General features: G+C 65.4%; 15 protein-coding genes. 4 read left to right on the top strand and 11 right to left on the bottom strand.

Annotation, left to right across the window (positions count from 1 at the left end; translation table 11 throughout):
* The first annotated feature begins 151 nt into the window (after nt 1-151).
* On the top strand, nt 152-745 hold the full coding sequence (locus P9272_RS15105; RefSeq protein WP_128258799.1) for a hypothetical protein: 594 nt from the start codon (nt 152-154) through the stop codon (nt 743-745).
* A gap of 24 nt (nt 746-769) precedes the next feature.
* Here P9272_RS15105 and P9272_RS15100 read toward each other — a convergent pair whose 3' ends face one another.
* Together P9272_RS15100 and P9272_RS15095 are read right to left on the bottom strand one after the other, a co-directional pair.
* Complete coding sequence (locus tag P9272_RS15100; protein WP_128258800.1) at nt 770-1078, bottom strand: DUF1244 domain-containing protein; 309 nt, start codon at nt 1076-1078, stop codon at nt 770-772.
* Nucleotides 1079-1106: 28 nt separating this feature from the next.
* Entirely contained in the window at nt 1107-1904 is a 798-nt protein-coding gene (locus tag P9272_RS15095) for an N-formylglutamate amidohydrolase (RefSeq protein WP_278161141.1), read from the bottom strand.
* A 235-nt stretch (nt 1905-2139) separates the two neighbouring features.
* Here P9272_RS15095 and P9272_RS15090 point away from each other — a divergent pair, with 235 nt between their 5' ends.
* A complete protein-coding gene (locus P9272_RS15090) occupies nt 2140-2631 on the top strand; it encodes a DUF1036 domain-containing protein (protein WP_278161140.1) in 492 nt (163 codons plus the stop codon).
* Nucleotides 2628-4055 carry a pyruvate kinase gene (pyk, locus tag P9272_RS15085; RefSeq protein ID WP_128258803.1) on the top strand — a complete coding sequence of 476 codons (1428 nt, stop codon included), beginning with the start codon at nt 2628-2630 and terminating at the stop codon, nt 4053-4055. Before P9272_RS15090 ends, pyk begins: the two co-directional genes overlap by 4 nt.
* 66 nt (nt 4056-4121) lie before the next feature.
* Here the strand turns inward: pyk and P9272_RS15080 are convergent, their stop codons facing one another.
* The 4 genes from P9272_RS15080 to P9272_RS15065 all read right to left on the bottom strand — a co-directional run bounded on the left by P9272_RS15080 (nt 4122) and on the right by P9272_RS15065 (nt 7132).
* Nucleotides 4122-5183, bottom strand: coding sequence for an alpha/beta hydrolase (locus P9272_RS15080; RefSeq protein ID WP_278161223.1), 1062 nt, complete (start codon nt 5181-5183; stop codon nt 4122-4124).
* Nucleotides 5184-5368: 185 nt separating this feature from the next.
* Nucleotides 5369-5770 carry a hypothetical protein gene (locus P9272_RS15075; RefSeq protein WP_095804621.1) on the bottom strand — a complete coding sequence of 134 codons (402 nt, stop codon included), beginning with the start codon at nt 5768-5770 and terminating at the stop codon, nt 5369-5371.
* Between the two features lie 267 nt (nt 5771-6037).
* Nucleotides 6038-6220, bottom strand: a complete 183-nt coding sequence (gene rpmF / locus P9272_RS15070; RefSeq protein WP_006203806.1) for a 50S ribosomal protein L32 — start codon at nt 6218-6220, stop codon at nt 6038-6040.
* A 204-nt stretch (nt 6221-6424) separates the two neighbouring features.
* Nucleotides 6425-7132, bottom strand: a complete 708-nt coding sequence (locus P9272_RS15065; RefSeq protein ID WP_278161222.1) for a transglycosylase domain-containing protein — start codon at nt 7130-7132, stop codon at nt 6425-6427.
* Between the two features lie 128 nt (nt 7133-7260).
* Here P9272_RS15065 and P9272_RS15060 point away from each other — a divergent pair, with 128 nt between their 5' ends.
* Nucleotides 7261-8178, top strand: coding sequence for a polyprenyl synthetase family protein (locus P9272_RS15060; protein WP_278161139.1), 918 nt, complete (start codon nt 7261-7263; stop codon nt 8176-8178).
* 156 nt (nt 8179-8334) lie between these two features.
* On the opposite strand, the gene P9272_RS15055 is transcribed toward P9272_RS15060, so the two are convergent.
* From P9272_RS15055 to P9272_RS15035, 5 genes are all read right to left on the bottom strand, one after another.
* Complete coding sequence (locus tag P9272_RS15055; RefSeq protein ID WP_278161138.1) at nt 8335-10023, bottom strand: ABC transporter ATP-binding protein; 1689 nt, start codon at nt 10021-10023, stop codon at nt 8335-8337.
* The gene (locus tag P9272_RS15050; protein ID WP_128258807.1) at nt 10023-10967 is read right to left on the bottom strand and encodes an acetamidase/formamidase family protein; all 945 of its coding nucleotides are present in this window, start codon (nt 10965-10967) and stop codon (nt 10023-10025) included. The genes P9272_RS15055 and P9272_RS15050 overlap by 1 nt, the downstream gene beginning before the upstream one ends.
* A 109-nt stretch (nt 10968-11076) precedes the next feature.
* Nucleotides 11077-12699: an ABC transporter substrate-binding protein gene (locus P9272_RS15045; protein ID WP_278161137.1), complete on the bottom strand. Its 1623-nt coding sequence runs from the start codon at nt 12697-12699 to the stop codon at nt 11077-11079.
* A 28-nt stretch (nt 12700-12727) separates the two neighbouring features.
* Nucleotides 12728-13648 carry an ABC transporter permease gene (locus P9272_RS15040; protein WP_278161136.1) on the bottom strand — a complete coding sequence of 307 codons (921 nt, stop codon included), beginning with the start codon at nt 13646-13648 and terminating at the stop codon, nt 12728-12730.
* 2 nt (nt 13649-13650) lie between these two features.
* On the bottom strand, nt 13651-14499 hold the full coding sequence (locus tag P9272_RS15035; protein ID WP_278161135.1) for an ABC transporter permease: 849 nt from the start codon (nt 14497-14499) through the stop codon (nt 13651-13653).
* Between the last annotated feature and the right edge of the window lie 6 nt (nt 14500-14505).

Here is a 14505-nt window from a genome sequence, read left to right as displayed (position 1 = left end):
TCGCGCGGCAAATTAGATCGATTCAATTCGTAGTCAAGCACTGCCGGTCGAAAGTGCTTGGGCCAAGCCCCGTCACCGACACTGTGCTTCTCGTCCGCACCGGAACTGGGCACAGTCGCGGTGTCCATCCCCGACACCATAGGACCCTCGCATGACCGCTCTGCTTCCCGCCGAACTCGCCTGGTACGCCACCGGCCGCTTCTATCGCGCCAACGATGGCGCATTGGCCGATTACGGATATTTCCTGCATCTGCCCTTTTTCGAGGTCCCGCTGTCCGACGCTGATCGCGCCGAAACGGGTGCGTATTTCACTTTCGCGGCAAGGCCGTTCAAGGCTCGGGTGATCGAGAACGGGGCCCTGTCGCTCGGGCTCGACCCGGTGGGCGAGTTCTCGCTTTATCTGCAGCGCCGGCCGACATGGACCTTTGACGACCCGGCTTCGTTCGCGCAGGGCGAATGCATCGCCACTTTCCGCCGCACCAGCCTGGCGGTGGGCACGACGGTTGCGGTCTCGGCAGGGACAACGATGGTGCAACTGATGGGCACCAATGTGTTCAGCGCGCGCCTTGTCGCCAGCAGTATGTTTGAGTTCGGCGGTGGCCGCCACGATCTGGCGCACTATCTCGGCGAGGGCGTGACCCAGTTCGGCACCTCCGCGGCCACGCCGATCGCGCCGCCGCCGGCCGGCTATGATCTGGTGTTGCCGTTCACGGGATCCGCCATAGCGCTGGGCCGAAGCAGGTGAGGCCTCGACTTCGGATCGAGACTGTTAATGATCCTTCGGCCGCTTCGCCGCGAACTCGGCCTTCTTGGCCTCCGACGCCTCGGTCTGGTTGAGCGCCTGCCATTCGGCATAGGGCATGCCGTAGATGATCTCGCGCGATGCGTCCTTCGATAGCGGGACACCCTCGGCCTCGGCGGCCTCGCGATACCAGTTGGACAGACAGTTGCGGCAGAAGCCGGCGAGGTTCATCAGGTCGATGTTCTGGACATCGCCGCGTTCGCGCAGATGCGTCACCAACCTGCGGAAGGCGGCTGCCTCGAAATCGCGTTTCTGGTCGTCGCTGAGTTCGGTCATGGGGAAAACTCCCGGCCTGTCGGCCTGCTCACACCGGCCCCGTGCGCGAGCCGAACATTTTCACCTCGTGTATATCGGCACGCCGGTCGATGGCGTCAACGATGGGCGCCAGGCGCTCGGCCCAGGCAAGCGCCCCGGCACGATCGGCGATCAGGTCTTGGCGGATCTCGATCAGCGCATGCGCGTAGCCGTTGACGATGGCATGGCGGAACATGGTGTCGCCGCGCAGCGCGCCGTCATAGGGTTCGTTATCGCCGACGACGAGAGCCCTGTCCTGCGCCAGCATATCGATCAGCGGTCGCGCCACGCGGTCGTCTCGGTCCCACAGGACGCCCACATGCCAGGGGCGGACAAAGCCCTGCATCGCCGGCGTGAAAGAATGGACGGATAGGATGAACGGCGCCTTGCCCGAGGCGTGGGCGACGGAGGCGATCATCGCGCCGACGGCGTCGTGATAGGGCCGGTAGAAGCGGTCGAGCCGCCGCTCGCGCTCCTCCGGAGCGATCGGATAATTTCCCGGCACCACGGTGCCGTCATAGAGCTGACGGATCATGGTCGGGTCGTCCTCGCCTCGGTTGGGGTCGATCAACAGCCGCGAGAAGCCAGCCAGCACGGCCGGCGCGTCGAGCGCCGCCGCTAGCTCGCGCGTCACCGTCTCGACGCCGATGTCATAGGCGATGTGACGGTCGAATTCGGATGCCGGCAAGCCGAGACTGCCATACTCCTCCGGCAGGTCGCGGCGGGCGTGATCGGCGAGAAGCACGACGCCTTTCTTGCGGTCGCCTTCGACAATGTCGAACGGCGTGAAAACTGTGGATCGGGTCATCGGCTGAAAAGGGGATGGCGGCTTCGATGTGGTATCGTCATTCCACGAAGAGGACGCCGGCGCAATGCCGTTGTTTGGCCAAGGTTTCCGCAAAAAATCCCCGGCGGCGGGAGAATTTGCGCGGCGGACCCTTCTAAATCGATTGGAATTGAACAAAACGGCGCGTTGACATGCGACCGGAGTTTGCTGAAAAGGGCTTCGAGAGATGCAAATGTGGTTCGCAAGGGGATCTGCGATGGGTTTTGCCGGCCGGCTGCGCAAGCGCCTGGCCGTGCCGTTGCTGGTCGTCTGCGTCGGGTTGTGGGGGCTTTTCGCGGCCTCGCCGGCCCGAGCCGACTTCCGCGTTTGCAACGCAACGCAAAATCTGGTGGGCGTCGGCATCGGCTATCGCGCCAAGGCCGGCTGGATCACAGAGGGCTGGTGGCACATCGAAGGATCGACCTGCAAGACGCTGATCGAGGGTCCGCTGTCATCCAGGTTTTACTATCTTTATGCAGAAGACGCCGAGCGGGGCGGGCGTTGGGACGGCCCGATCAACATGTGCGTCGCCGAAAAAGAGTTCAAGATCGCCGGCGTGAATGATTGCGTCGCCCGGGGCTTTCAGCGCGCCGGATTCCAAGAATATGACACGGGCGAGCAGGCCAGTTGGATGGTCCAACTGACCGACGAGCCCGCAACGGGAGGCGCGCCGCCGGCGGCCCCCGCTCCGGGAACCAACAGTCAATGAGACGCAACCGCAAGGTCAAGATCCTCGCCACCATCGGTCCTGCTTCCTCTTCGGAGGAGATGCTAAGAAAGCTCTTCGAAGCCGGCGCCGATGTCTTCCGCATCAATATGAGCCATACCGACCACGAGCTGATGCGCACGCTGGTCGGGCGCATCCGCGCGGTCGAGGCCGCCGTCGGCCGGCCGATCGGCATTCTTGCCGACCTGCAGGGCCCGAAGCTCAGGGTCGGCAAGTTCGTCAACGGCAAGGAAGCGCTGACTGTCGGCCAGACCTTCACGCTCGACGACAATCCGGAACCCGGCACGTCGAAGCGTGTGTACCTGCCGCACCCCGAAATCCTGAGCTCGGTCGAGGCCGGTCACAGACTTTTGATCGACGACGGAAAGCTGGAGCTGAAGGCGATGAAGGCCGACGGCAAGTCGATCACCTGCACCGTCGTTGCTGGTTCGGGCATATCCGACAAGAAGGGCGTGAGCCTGCCCGACACCGACCTGCCGGTCGGCGCGCTCACCGACAAGGACCGCGCCGATCTCGACGCGGTCCTTGCCACCGGCGTCGACTGGGTGGCGCTGTCCTTCGTGCAGCGGCCGGAGGACCTGGCGGAGGCCCGCAAGATCGCGCGCGGCCGCGCGCTGATCATGGCCAAGATCGAGAAGCCGCAGGCGGTTGCCCGATTGCCGGAGATCATCGAGCTCTCCGACGCGCTGATGGTCGCCCGCGGCGATCTCGGCGTCGAGATGCCGATCGAAGCCGTGCCCGGTATCCAGAAGCAGATCACGCGCGCGGCGCGCCGCGCCGGCAAGCCGGTGGTGATCGCGACGCAGATGCTGGAATCGATGATCACCGCGCCCGTGCCGACCCGCGCCGAGGTCTCCGATGTGTCGATCGCCGTCTTCGAAGGCGCCGACGCGATCATGCTTTCGGCCGAATCCGCGGCCGGCGCCTATCCGGTCGAGGCGGTCGGCATGATGAACCGCATCGCCACCAAGGTCGAAACCGACCCTACCTATGCCGGCATCATCAACGCGCAGCGTTCTGAACCCGAGGCGACCGGTGCGGACGCCATTTCGCTCGCCGCCCGCGAGATCGCCGAGACGCTCAAACTGTCGGCGATCATTTCCTACACGGCGTCGGGCACGACCGGGCTGCGCGCCGCGCGCGAGCGCCCGCAGGTGCCGATCGTGGCGCTGTCGCCGATCCTCAACACGGCGCGCCGCCTGTCGCTGCTGTGGGGCACGCATTGCGTGGTTTCGGAGGACGCGACCGACCTCGACGACATGGTCGACCGGGCCTGCCGCATCGCGCTGGAAGAAGGTTTCGGCAAGCCGGGCGACCGCGTCATCATCACGGCCGGCGTGCCGCTCAGGACACCCGGATCGACCAATATGCTGCGGATTGCGTATATCGGGTCCGAGACTCACTAACCGCTGAAGCTTGATCTGCTAGGTCGGCGCTGACCTAAGGCCGCTTAGCGATAGCAACGCAACTCATCAGCCCGGCGCGAGCTCGGGGTCGGGAACTTTGATGTCCACGCATTTGCCGTCACTGTAGGCGTCGCCGGCGATCCTGCCCTCCACGATCCTTGTCATCGCTTGCAGATCGACATCGTCGCCCGCGACTTTCCGGATTGCGCCGACCACGAGATCGGGTGCGATCCAGTCCGGCTTGTGGCCGAGATTGCGGACCCAAACCAATTCGGCGCCGGGAATGTCGCGCTCGAGGCCGACAGAGTGGATCGTCGCGTAGACCACCTTGTCGCGGTCGCCCGATATGACGACGGTCGGGGCCTTGATCTCACGGTAAGCTGGCGAGGCGGCCCGGACGTAGTCGTGGAGCTGGGCAACATCGCGGGCGTTGGCGCGGAAGGCGGATGGTCTGAGCACGAGCGGGATCGAGGCGTTTTGGAGGTAGAAGTCCGGCAGGTTGTTTGGGGAAAAGACGCAAGCCGTCGCATTGGCGATCCGCAGCATGCCGGCCGGGTAAGCGAGCGTTTCGGAAAACAGCCAGCCGATCAGCGGCGTGGCGGTGAGCTTGTAATACCAGGCGGTCGCGCCACCCGGCCATGGGTGCGTGGCGGGGGCGAGGAAGACCAGACCCAGTGTCTTTTCAGGATGCTGGCGAGCGAATGCCGTGGTGATTGCGCCGCCGAAGGAATGCGCGACCACAATGGCCTTTTCAATGCCGAGGCGGTCCATCAGCCCTGCGATCGTATCGGCCTGCGCGGCCAGAGTTTCGTTGTTGCCGCGCCGCGACCAGCCGAGGCCCGGGCGATCGAGGAACAGCATCTCGGCGCGGCCCACAAGCAGGGGCTGCAGCGGCAGCATCTGGTCCATGAGGTTGGCGCTGGCGCCGTGGACGAAGACGAGCGGCGGCAGGTCGGCGCCGGCGGGCGCCGGGATATGGGCATAATGGATGCGCGCGCCATTGATCTCGGCGAACTCGCCGGCCGGCGGGCTGCGTCGCGCGATCAGCCAGACGCCGGCGCGGGTGACGCCGGCCAGGGCAAAGAGGAGCCCGATGAGGAAGAGCAGCGCGGCGCCGATGAGGTTCATGCGGTGAGATACGAAGGGCAGGTCACGATTTGGTTCAGCGGTCATGCGATCTTGACAGGTTGAGGCCGCCTTGGCAGCCGGAATCTGTCGCGCTGCCGTGGTCCGCGCGAGCCGGCGGTTTCCGCCAATCGCCAACGCATGCCATCTGGTAACGGAAGCGGCCCGCCAAAACTCCGCGTGCCGGGTTAGTTCAGATTGATGTCGCGGCTTGCCGACCGCATCGACACCGAGAAGCCGGCCAAAACGTCGAACAGCGCGATGATCATCAGCGTGAAGAAGACGGAGTGCGCCGCGCCCTTCACCAGCAGGAACTCGACGAGAAAGGCGATGAAGACCAGCGTCGAGAGAAGGTGATCCAGGATCGAGGCATTGGTTGTGCGCACCGATTTCGAGATTTCGACGAAGAGAAAGATCAGCCCGATCAGCACCATCAGGTCGCCCAGCGTCATCGAGAAGACGCCGCCCGACATCATGCGGAAGGAGAACATCTCGGTCATCCAGGGATCGTCGCCGCCGCCGAACAATCCGAGCAGGCCGAGATTGTAGAGGACGAAAGGCACGATCAGCAGCGGGATGGCACCGAACATCTGGGCGACTCCAATCAGGGCACCCCCTTTTGTAAAATCCGCGGCAAGCGCGCCGTCAAGGTTTTTCGCCGCGGCGGCGAACACGCTGTAAGACCTAATGAAATAACGATGTCAGCCGGTTGCTCAGCCGACATCGCGTCCTCGCGACCTCGACAATGGGGAACCATCTCATGCCGATTTCGGGACCAGTCAGCGGACCGGCAGGGGGCCAAAGCAAAAAGACCGGCCAGAGCCGGTCTTTTGAAAGTCGCAAACCTTGGAAGCTTCTCAGCTTTCCTTCGGCTCCAGAACCTGGCGGCCGCGATACATGCCGGTCTTCAGGTCGATGTGGTGCGGGCGGCGCATTTCGCCGGAATTCTTGTCCTCGACATAGGTCGGGGCCTTGAGGGCGTCGGCCGAGCGGCGCATGCCGCGCTTCGACGGAGAGGTTTTTCTTTTTGGAACGGCCATGGATATGCTCCACTACATGGTCAAAATGCCCCGGCAACCCTCGCGAAAGGGCCGCATCGAGGCCATAATCTGAGAAAGTCGGGTGCCTATACACGCCTTGCGCCGTTTTGGCCAGCGTTACCCGCGATTTTTTTTGCCGCAGCAGGAAGGAGCCAGGTGCGCCGAGATTCAAGTCAGGCCGAGCTCACTTGAATATCGGTGCACCTAATCAAGACAACCGACATAGGCGCCGGACCGGCTCGCACGGCGCTCGATCAAGCTCGCAAGACGTCTCAGTCCCGGCCCCGGCTTGGCCGGATTGCGCGCGATCGGGTTGGGCAGGCTGACGGCCAGCAGCGCCGCCTGCCTGCGCGACAACTGCTTGGCCGACACGCCGAAATGATGCCGGGCGGCGGCCTCGATGCCGTAGATGCCCGGCCCCCATTCGGCGATGTTGAGATAGATCTCCATGATCCGCCGCTTCGACATCACCGCATCGAAATAGACGGCTAATGGCAGCTCGACGACCTTGCGCACGCTGCCAAGCGGCCGCGACCACAGGAAAAGGTTCTTCACCGTCTGCATGGTGATGGTGGAGGCGCCGCGCGTCGCCTCGCCGGCCAGCGCGTCATCGACCACGCCGCGCAATTCGCCGAGATCGACGCCGCGATGGAAGCAGAACTGCCCGTCCTCAGACATGATCACCGAGTGAGCCAGCACCGGCGCCACGTCATCGATCGACACCCAGCGCCGGTCGTAGCCGGAAAAGGTCACGAGGTCCTTCAGCATCAGGGTTGATATCGGATGCACGAAGGACGGCAGATAGAGGAAGGTGAACACGGCCGGAATGGCCGCAAGCACCAGCGCGACGACCAGGCAGCGCCGGGCGATGCGCCTCACACTGGCGCGGTTCAGGCGCCGCCGTCGCGCCATGTCCAGCCCTTCGCTTCCATGTTCGACGATCGGTTCCGTCAAGCCGTCCCACCCGTGCCTCGCCCTCTCCGGCATAAAGGCGCGCGCCAGCTTGCGCAATGTCTGAGTGTCGGCTACCGGTCCCGGCCATGAGCAAAGACGACCAGATCGCCTTCGAAACCGCGCTTTTCATGCGCGCCGCCGCCGTCGAGACCGAGCTGCGCCGGATCCTCGACGCACGTCCGCTCACCAGTGAGATCGCGCGGCCCGAGCGTTTGATGGCGGCCATGCGCCATGGTGTGCTCAACGGCGGCAAGCGGCTGCGGCCCTTTCTGGTCATGGAAAGCGCCGCGCTGTTTTCAGCCGACAATGACGCCGCGCTGCGCGTCGCCGCGGCGCTGGAATGCGTGCATTGCTATTCGCTGATCCATGACGACCTCCCCTCAATGGACAATGACGACCTGCGTCGCGGCCAGCCGACGGTGCACAAAGCCTTCGACGAGGCCACCGCCATCCTCGCCGGCGACGCGCTGCTGACCTTGGCTTTCGACATCATCGCCGACGAGGCGACGGCCCTGCCTGCCGACCGTAGGGTGGCGCTCGTGCTGGCGCTTGCGCGCGCGGGCGGCGCCGGCGGCATGGTCGGCGGCCAGATGCTCGATCTGGAAGCCGAGCGCAACCGGCCGAACGAGGCGGGCATCATCACGTTGCAGGCGATGAAAACCGGCGCGCTGATCCGCTTCGCCTGCGAGGCCGGCGCGATCGTCGCCGGCGCGCCGACCGCCGAGCGCGAGCGGCTGGCCGAGTTCGGCTCGGCGGTCGGCCTTGCCTTCCAGCTCGCCGACGACCTGCTCGACCTGACCGCGGACGCCAAGCAGATGGGCAAGGCGACGAATAAGGACGCTGCCGCCGGCAAAGCGACGCTTGCTTCGCTGCACGGACCCGACTGGGCGCGCGGCCAGCTGCACGGCCTGATCGACCAGGCACATGCGCTGCTCGAGCCCTATGGCGAGCGGGCAGGGTTGCTCAAGGAGGCTGCCACTTTTGTCGCCACCCGCAACAGCTGACGACAGGCTATCGGACGCCTGAAGATCCTTTTCCGCCATAGCGTCGGCCTGAACGAGGCCGCGTACAATCCACCGGCTCTGACCAACGCCAGCCTCCGCCGCCGTCCACCTGCGGAACGGGCGGCGGTATGAGTGCGGCGACGCGTCGGGACAACGTTATCTCTGCACGTTTGCGACACGCGGATCCGGAATGGGCACGGCGGCGATCAGTTCGCGCGTATAATCCTCGCGCGGTGACGACAGCACCGTGCAGCGCGCCCCGGCCTCGACGATGCGGCCGGCGCGCATGACGGCGACGTCGTGGCTCATGCGCTCGACCACCGCCATGTCGTGCGAGATGAAGAGATAGGCTAAGCCCAGCGTCTCCTGCAGCTCCAGCATCAGGTCAAGCACGCGAGCGCGCACCGACACGTCGAGCGCGGCGACGCTTTCGTCGGCGACGATCAGCTTCGGTTCCAGCGCCAGGGCCCTGGCGATGCAGATCCGCTGGCGCTGGCCGCCGGAAAATTCGTGCGGATAGCGCGAGGCGTGATCGGCTTCGAGCCCCACGCGCGCAAGAAGCGAGGCCACGCGGTCGCGCCGCTCGTCCCTGGTGCCGATGCCGTGAATGACAAGCGGCTCGGCGATGGCGGCGCCCACCGTCATGCGCGGGTCGAGCGAGGCGTAGGGATCCTGGAAGATCATCTGCGCGGCGCGCCGCACCGGCCGCATCGCGCTCGCCGAAAGGCCGCGGATGGACGTGCCGCCGAGGATCACCGAGCCGGTGAACGGGACAAGGCCAAGCACGGCCTTGCCGGTGGTGGACTTGCCGGAGCCGCTTTCGCCGACGAGGCCGAGCGTGCGGCCCGGCCTTATATCGAAGGAGACATCCTGCACCGCAGGCGCCTCCGAGGCGCGGCGGCGGAAGAGGTTGGAAGAGGCGCCGTAGTCGACGACGAGGTTCTCCACCGAAAGCACGGGCGCTTGCCCGTCTGGCGCGGGCGGCCGGGGAGTGGCCGTGACGCGAGGCGGCGAGTCGGTTCCGGCGAAGGCGCCAAGGCGCGGCACGGCTGCAAGCAGCTCGCGCGTATAGTCGGCCTGCGGGCGCTCGAAGATGTCGAGCACGGACGCGGCCTCGACGACCCGTCCCTCGCGCATGACGGCCACTCGGTCGGCCATCTCGGCGACGACGCCCATGTCATGGGTGATGAGGATGATGGCGGTGCCGAATTCGCGCTTCAGTTCCCGCATCAGCTTCAGGATCTGCGCCTGCACCGTCACGTCGAGCGCCGTCGTCGGCTCGTCGGCCAGAAGCACTTTCGGCCGGCAGGACAGCGCCATGGCGATCATCACGCGTTGCCGCATGCCGCCGGAGAGCTCGTGCGGATACTGCTTCATGCGCCGCGCCGGGTCGGTGATATGCACGACATCCAGCATGTCGCGGGCACGCCGCTCGACGCTTGAACCTTCTGCCCCCTGGTGGGTCCGGATCGCCTCGGTCAGTTGCGCGCCGATCGAGTGAACCGGGTTGAGCGACGTCATCGGCTCCTGGAAGATCATCGCGATCTCGCCACCGCGCACGTCGCGCATGGCGCGCTCGGGCAGGCGGGGAAGCGACTGACGTTCGAGCCTGATATCGCCGCCGGCAATGCGCAGCGAGGCGCGCGGCAACAGGCGCATGATCGAAAGCGCCGTCACCGACTTGCCCGAGCCAGACTCGCCGGCAAGGCAGAGCGTCTGGCCCGGCGCCAGCGCAAAGCTGATGCCGTCGATGACGCGCCTTGCCCCTTGCGGCGTCAGCGCATCCACCGACAGATTGTCGACGGTCAGGACAGCATCTCTTCCTCGCCCGGAACCATCCGCCATCAATTGAAGACGATCCTTGGGAAGTAGAACGAGACGACCCAGTTCGGCATGTCAACGATCTCGCTGATGCGCAGGTCGCCGCAGACCGAGCAGAGCATGTAGGCGTCGACAGGTTTCATCCCGTGGCCTGCGGCAAGCAGGTCGACCATGCGCATGACGCTTTCGCGCGCCGCGATCATCAGGTCCGGCCCGACGCCGGTGGTGACCTCGTAGCCCGCCTCGTCGAGATGGCGGCTCACCGGTCCCGGCGTGGTGAAGCGCGGGCTTTCCAGCCGCGCGTCCTTGACCAGCTCGATCGTTGCCTCGACGTCCATGCGGCTCTCGATGGCCGTGCCGCAGACCTCCCCATCCCCTTGGGCGGCGTGGGTGTCGCCGATCGAGAACAGCGCGCCCTCGACCTCGACCGGGAGGTAGAGCGTGGTGCCGGCGGCAAGGTCACGAATGTCGAGATTGCCGCCGACGCGGCGCGGCGGCACGACAGAATGCAGGCCGGGTTCGGCAGGTGCCACGCCGATCGTGCCGGCAAAGGGTTTCAGCGGCACGCGTCCGCCCGGGCCAAAGAGCGCCGGCGCCATCGAGGCGGCATCGTACTTCCAGATATGCAGCGCGGGCTCCTGGAACTGGTCGGCGAGCAGGCCGAAGCCCGGAATGTTGGCGGTCCAGCCGAGGCCCGACGGCTCGAAATGGCGTAGCGTGATCTTCAGCGCATCGCCCGGCATCGCGCCCTCGACATAGACCGGGCCGCTCACCGGATTGACCTTGCCGAAATCCATGGTCGAGACATCCGCCACCGTGGAGTTCGCGTCGAACTGTCCGCCGGAGGAATCGAGGCATTCGAAATGGATCGTCGAACCCGGGCTGGCGGTCAGCGCCGGTTCGAAATCGCGGTTCCAGCCGAAATGGTGGCTGGCGCGATGGATGGTGTAGTCGCACTTCACGCACATGGTTGTTGCTTCTCGTTTGTTCTTGGCAAGCCGCCTTCCCGTTTAGGCGGCGTCATTCAAAAGGCGGCCGGCGGCGGGACGAACGCCCGCCACCGGGAAATGAAACGACCTATTTGTTCACATAGATCGCTTCGTAATCGATGACGCGGGTCGGATCGATGTAGATCTCGTCCGGACCGCCCATGCGCTTGGACTTGGCCACCACGCGGCGTTCGTTGAAGACCGGAATCCAGGGCGCGTCATTGGTCTGGATGTCGGTAAAGATCTGTGCCCAGGCCTTGTTGCGCTCCTCGGCCTTGGCCGGCACCGGCATGGCGTCGGCGGCCTGGCCGCGGGCGTCGATGTCCTTGTTGCAGTACCATGACCAGTTCCAGCCGCCGGCGACCGCGCTGCCGCAGCCGAGGATCGGCCCGTAGAAGTCGGAGGGATCCGGGAAGTCGGCGATCCAGCCGAGCCCGCCGGACCAGACCATGGGCGCCTGGCCCTGTGTGCCGCCGGCGGCAATCACGTTCGGATTGGCTACCGCCTTGATCTCGGCCTTGACGCCGATCGCCGCCAGATCCTGCTGGATCGCTTGTGTGATACGCGGCTGCGGATCGGTGTTGGAAGTATAGATCTGGGTCGAGAAGCCGTCCTTCAACCCGGCCTCGGCAAGCAGCGCCTTGGCCTTTTCGGGATCGTAGGCATAGCCCTTGTAGTTCTGGTCGTAACCCGGCATCAGCGGCGGCAACACCTGGTTTGCCGGCGTGGCGCGGCCATTGATGATCCGCACAATGCGGTCCTTGTTGATGGCCATGTTGACGGCCTGCCGCACCTTGGCATTGTCAAAAGGCTTTACCTGGGTGTTGAGCGTGACATAGCTCGTTTCGAGCTGCTGGCGGTCGACGATCATGCCCTCGAACTCGGGAGACTTCTTCATCTCCAGATATTTCGCCGGCGGGATACCGTCGCCGGCGATGTCGACCTCGCCCTTCTGCAGGCGCAGCAGCGCCACCAGCGGCTCCTGGCCGACCTCGACCGTGAAGGAATCGACATGCGGTCGGTCCTTGACGAAGTAGTCAGGGTTTTTCTGGAAAACGAGGCGCTGGCCGATTGTCCATTCCTTCAGCGTGAAGGCGCCGGAGCCGACCGGATGCTTACCGAAGTCGCCGCCGGCGGCCTGCACCGCCTCCTTCGGTACGACGGAGGCGAAGTTGAGCGCCAGCACGTTGAGGAAGGTGGCGTCGGGCTGCGCCAGGGTGAACTTCACCGTATGGTCATCGACGGCAGTGATGCCGTCCATCGTCTCGGCGGTGCCGGCCGTCATCTTGTCGGCGCCCACGATCGAGTGGAAGAAGCCAGCGCCCGGGCCTTGCGTCTTCGGGTTGACGGCGCGCTCGATCGACCATTTGACATCCGCCGCCGTCACCGCGCGGCCGTTGGTGAACTTGACGCCGGGGTGCAGCTTGAAGGTGTAGACCTTGCCGTCGTCGGAGACGTCGTAGCTGTCAGCGAGCGACGGCCCCAGTTCCGTCGTGCCCGGCTTGTAATCGACCAGGCGCGAGAACAGGGCGTTGATCATCGACCAGTTCTGCCAGTCATAGCCGATGGCGGGGTCGAGCGTGGCGATGTCGTCCTTGTAGGTGACGATGATGTCGCCGCCATTGGTCGGCGTGTCGGCGAAGGCGGCGGGTACCGGGGCCGAACTGGCGAGCAGGGCCGCCAGGCCGATCTTTCTGACGAATTTATGCATGAGTTCACTCCTCTGATGGTCTTGTTGGTTATTGGCTGCGAATGCGGGGATCGACGAACGGGGCGACGAAGTCGGCGAGCAGGTTGCCGAGCACGATGGCCAGCGCCGAGACCAATGTGACGCCCATGATGATCGGCACGTCGACCTGCTGGATGGCCTGCCAGGCAAGCTGGCCGATGCCGGGCCAGCCATAGACGGCCTCGACCACGACCACGCCGCTCATGAACTGGCCGATGTCGATGCCGACCATGGCGATGATCGGCAACAGCGCGTTGGGCAACGCGTGTCCGAGCACGACGCGGCGGCCGCTGAGGCCCTTGGCGTGGGCGGTGCGCACATAATCCTGGCGCAGCACCTCGATCATGGCGGAACGCACCATGCGCGCATACCAGCCGGCGCCAAGCACGCCGAGCGTGAGCGCCGGCAGCACGACATGCCGCGCCGAGCCGAAGCCGGACATCGGGAACCAGCCGAGCGTGGCGGCAAAGACATAGAGAAGCAGCAGTGCCACGACGAATTGCGGCGACGAGACGCCGACGAAGGACAGCATCATGACCGAGCGGTCGACGAAGCCGCCGCGCCGGACCGCCGCGATGATGCCGAAGGTGAGGCCGAGCGCGACCTCGACCACGATGCCGGCGGCCATGAGGATGAGCGTCGCCGGCAGCCGCGCCAGGATCAGCGGCAGCACCTCGGTCTTCTGCGTATAGGAGCGGCCGAGATCGCCATGCAGCAGGTTGCCGACATAGTGCACGAACTGCATGACCAGAGGCTGGTCGAGGCCAAGCTCATGCCGGATGGCGGCCACCATCTGCGGCGTCGCGGAGCGCCCGGCGATCAGCACTGCAGGGTCCGCCGGCAGGAAATAGAGCAGAAGGAAGGTGATGGCGGCCACGCCGAGCAGGATCAGCACGGCCTGGACGAGACGGCGGGCGAGGAAGAAGGCCATCGTCACAACCTCCCGCGCTGGGTCGGGTCGAGGATGTCGCGCAGCGCGTCGCCGATCAGGTTGAAGGACAATGCCGTGGCGAGGATGATCGCGCCGGGGATGAACACCAGCCACGGCGCATCCTGGAAATAGCTCTGGCTCTCGAAGATGATGTTGCCCCAGGATGGCTGCGGCGGCTGCACGCCGATGCCGAGGAAGGACAGCGTGGCCTCGAGCAGCACGGTGGTGGCGATGCCAAGCGTGCCCCAGACGATCGCGGTCGGCATCAAGTGGGGAAGGATGTGCAGAAGGATGATGCGACCGTTGCCGGCGCCCAGCGAACGCTCGGCGACGATGAAGTCGCGTTCCACCAGGCCGCGCGTCTCGGTGTAGACGATGCGGGCGACCTGCACCCAGTTCACCAGGGCGATGACCATCGCGACAATCCACAGGCTGGGTGTCAGGAGTGCCGCGAGCGCGATGGCGAGCAGCAGCGCTGGAAAGGCCATCATCAGGTCGGTGAAGCGCATCAGCAAATTGCCGACGGCGCCGCGCAGATAGCCGGCGAGCAGCCCGACGAGCAATCCGATCGCGACGGCGACTCCGTTGGCGACGAGACCGATGATCAGCGACGTGCGGGCCCCGAACAGCACGCGGGCGAAGAGGTCGCGGCCGAGCGTGTCGGTGCCGAACAGATGGTCGCTGCCAGGCGGCAGTGGCGCGCCTTCGAGCGACAGGCCGTCGGCAAGCTGGTCGTCCGGCGAGAAATGGGCGATCCATGGCGCGAAGATCGCCGCCAGCAGGACGAGCACGACCACGATCAGCCCGAAGAGGGCGGAAGGCCGTCTTACAAGTTCGCGCAATACCCGCATGCCAGG

Origin of the sequence: Mesorhizobium sp. WSM4976 (genome assembly GCF_029625685.1) — a bacterium.
Lineage (GTDB): Bacteria > Pseudomonadota > Alphaproteobacteria > Rhizobiales > Rhizobiaceae > Mesorhizobium.
The sequence above is the reverse complement of the archived record's forward strand: the minus strand, read 5'-3'. Positions and strand labels throughout refer to the sequence as shown.

Bases quoted from the DNA above. Each gene is read 5' to 3' on its own strand.
- P9272_RS15060 (WP_278161139.1), top strand. From the start codon at position 7,261: ATGAGCAAAGACGACCAGATCGCCTTCGAAACCGCGCTTTTCATGCGC.
- P9272_RS15075 (WP_095804621.1), bottom strand. From the start codon at position 5,770: ATGTTCGGTGCCATCCCGCTGCTGATCGTGCCTTTCGTCCTCTACAAT.
- P9272_RS15090 (WP_278161140.1), top strand. From the start codon at position 2,140: ATGGGTTTTGCCGGCCGGCTGCGCAAGCGCCTGGCCGTGCCGTTGCTG.
- P9272_RS15050 (WP_128258807.1), bottom strand. From the start codon at position 10,967: ATGTGCGTGAAGTGCGACTACACCATCCATCGCGCCAGCCACCATTTC.
- P9272_RS15045 (WP_278161137.1), bottom strand. From the start codon at position 12,699: ATGCATAAATTCGTCAGAAAGATCGGCCTGGCGGCCCTGCTCGCCAGT.
- P9272_RS15035 (WP_278161135.1), bottom strand. From the start codon at position 14,499: ATGCGGGTATTGCGCGAACTTGTAAGACGGCCTTCCGCCCTCTTCGGG.
- rpmF (WP_006203806.1), bottom strand. From the start codon at position 6,220: ATGGCCGTTCCAAAAAGAAAAACCTCTCCGTCGAAGCGCGGCATGCGC.
- P9272_RS15040 (WP_278161136.1), bottom strand. From the start codon at position 13,648: ATGGCCTTCTTCCTCGCCCGCCGTCTCGTCCAGGCCGTGCTGATCCTG.
- P9272_RS15100 (WP_128258800.1), bottom strand. From the start codon at position 1,078: ATGACCGAACTCAGCGACGACCAGAAACGCGATTTCGAGGCAGCCGCC.
- P9272_RS15065 (WP_278161222.1), bottom strand. From the start codon at position 7,132: ATGGCGCGACGGCGGCGCCTGAACCGCGCCAGTGTGAGGCGCATCGCC.
- P9272_RS15080 (WP_278161223.1), bottom strand. From the start codon at position 5,183: ATGAACCTCATCGGCGCCGCGCTGCTCTTCCTCATCGGGCTCCTCTTT.
- P9272_RS15095 (WP_278161141.1), bottom strand. From the start codon at position 1,904: ATGACCCGATCCACAGTTTTCACGCCGTTCGACATTGTCGAAGGCGAC.
- P9272_RS15105 (WP_128258799.1), top strand. From the start codon at position 152: ATGACCGCTCTGCTTCCCGCCGAACTCGCCTGGTACGCCACCGGCCGC.
- P9272_RS15055 (WP_278161138.1), bottom strand. From the start codon at position 10,023: ATGGCGGATGGTTCCGGGCGAGGAAGAGATGCTGTCCTGACCGTCGAC.
- pyk (WP_128258803.1), top strand. From the start codon at position 2,628: ATGAGACGCAACCGCAAGGTCAAGATCCTCGCCACCATCGGTCCTGCT.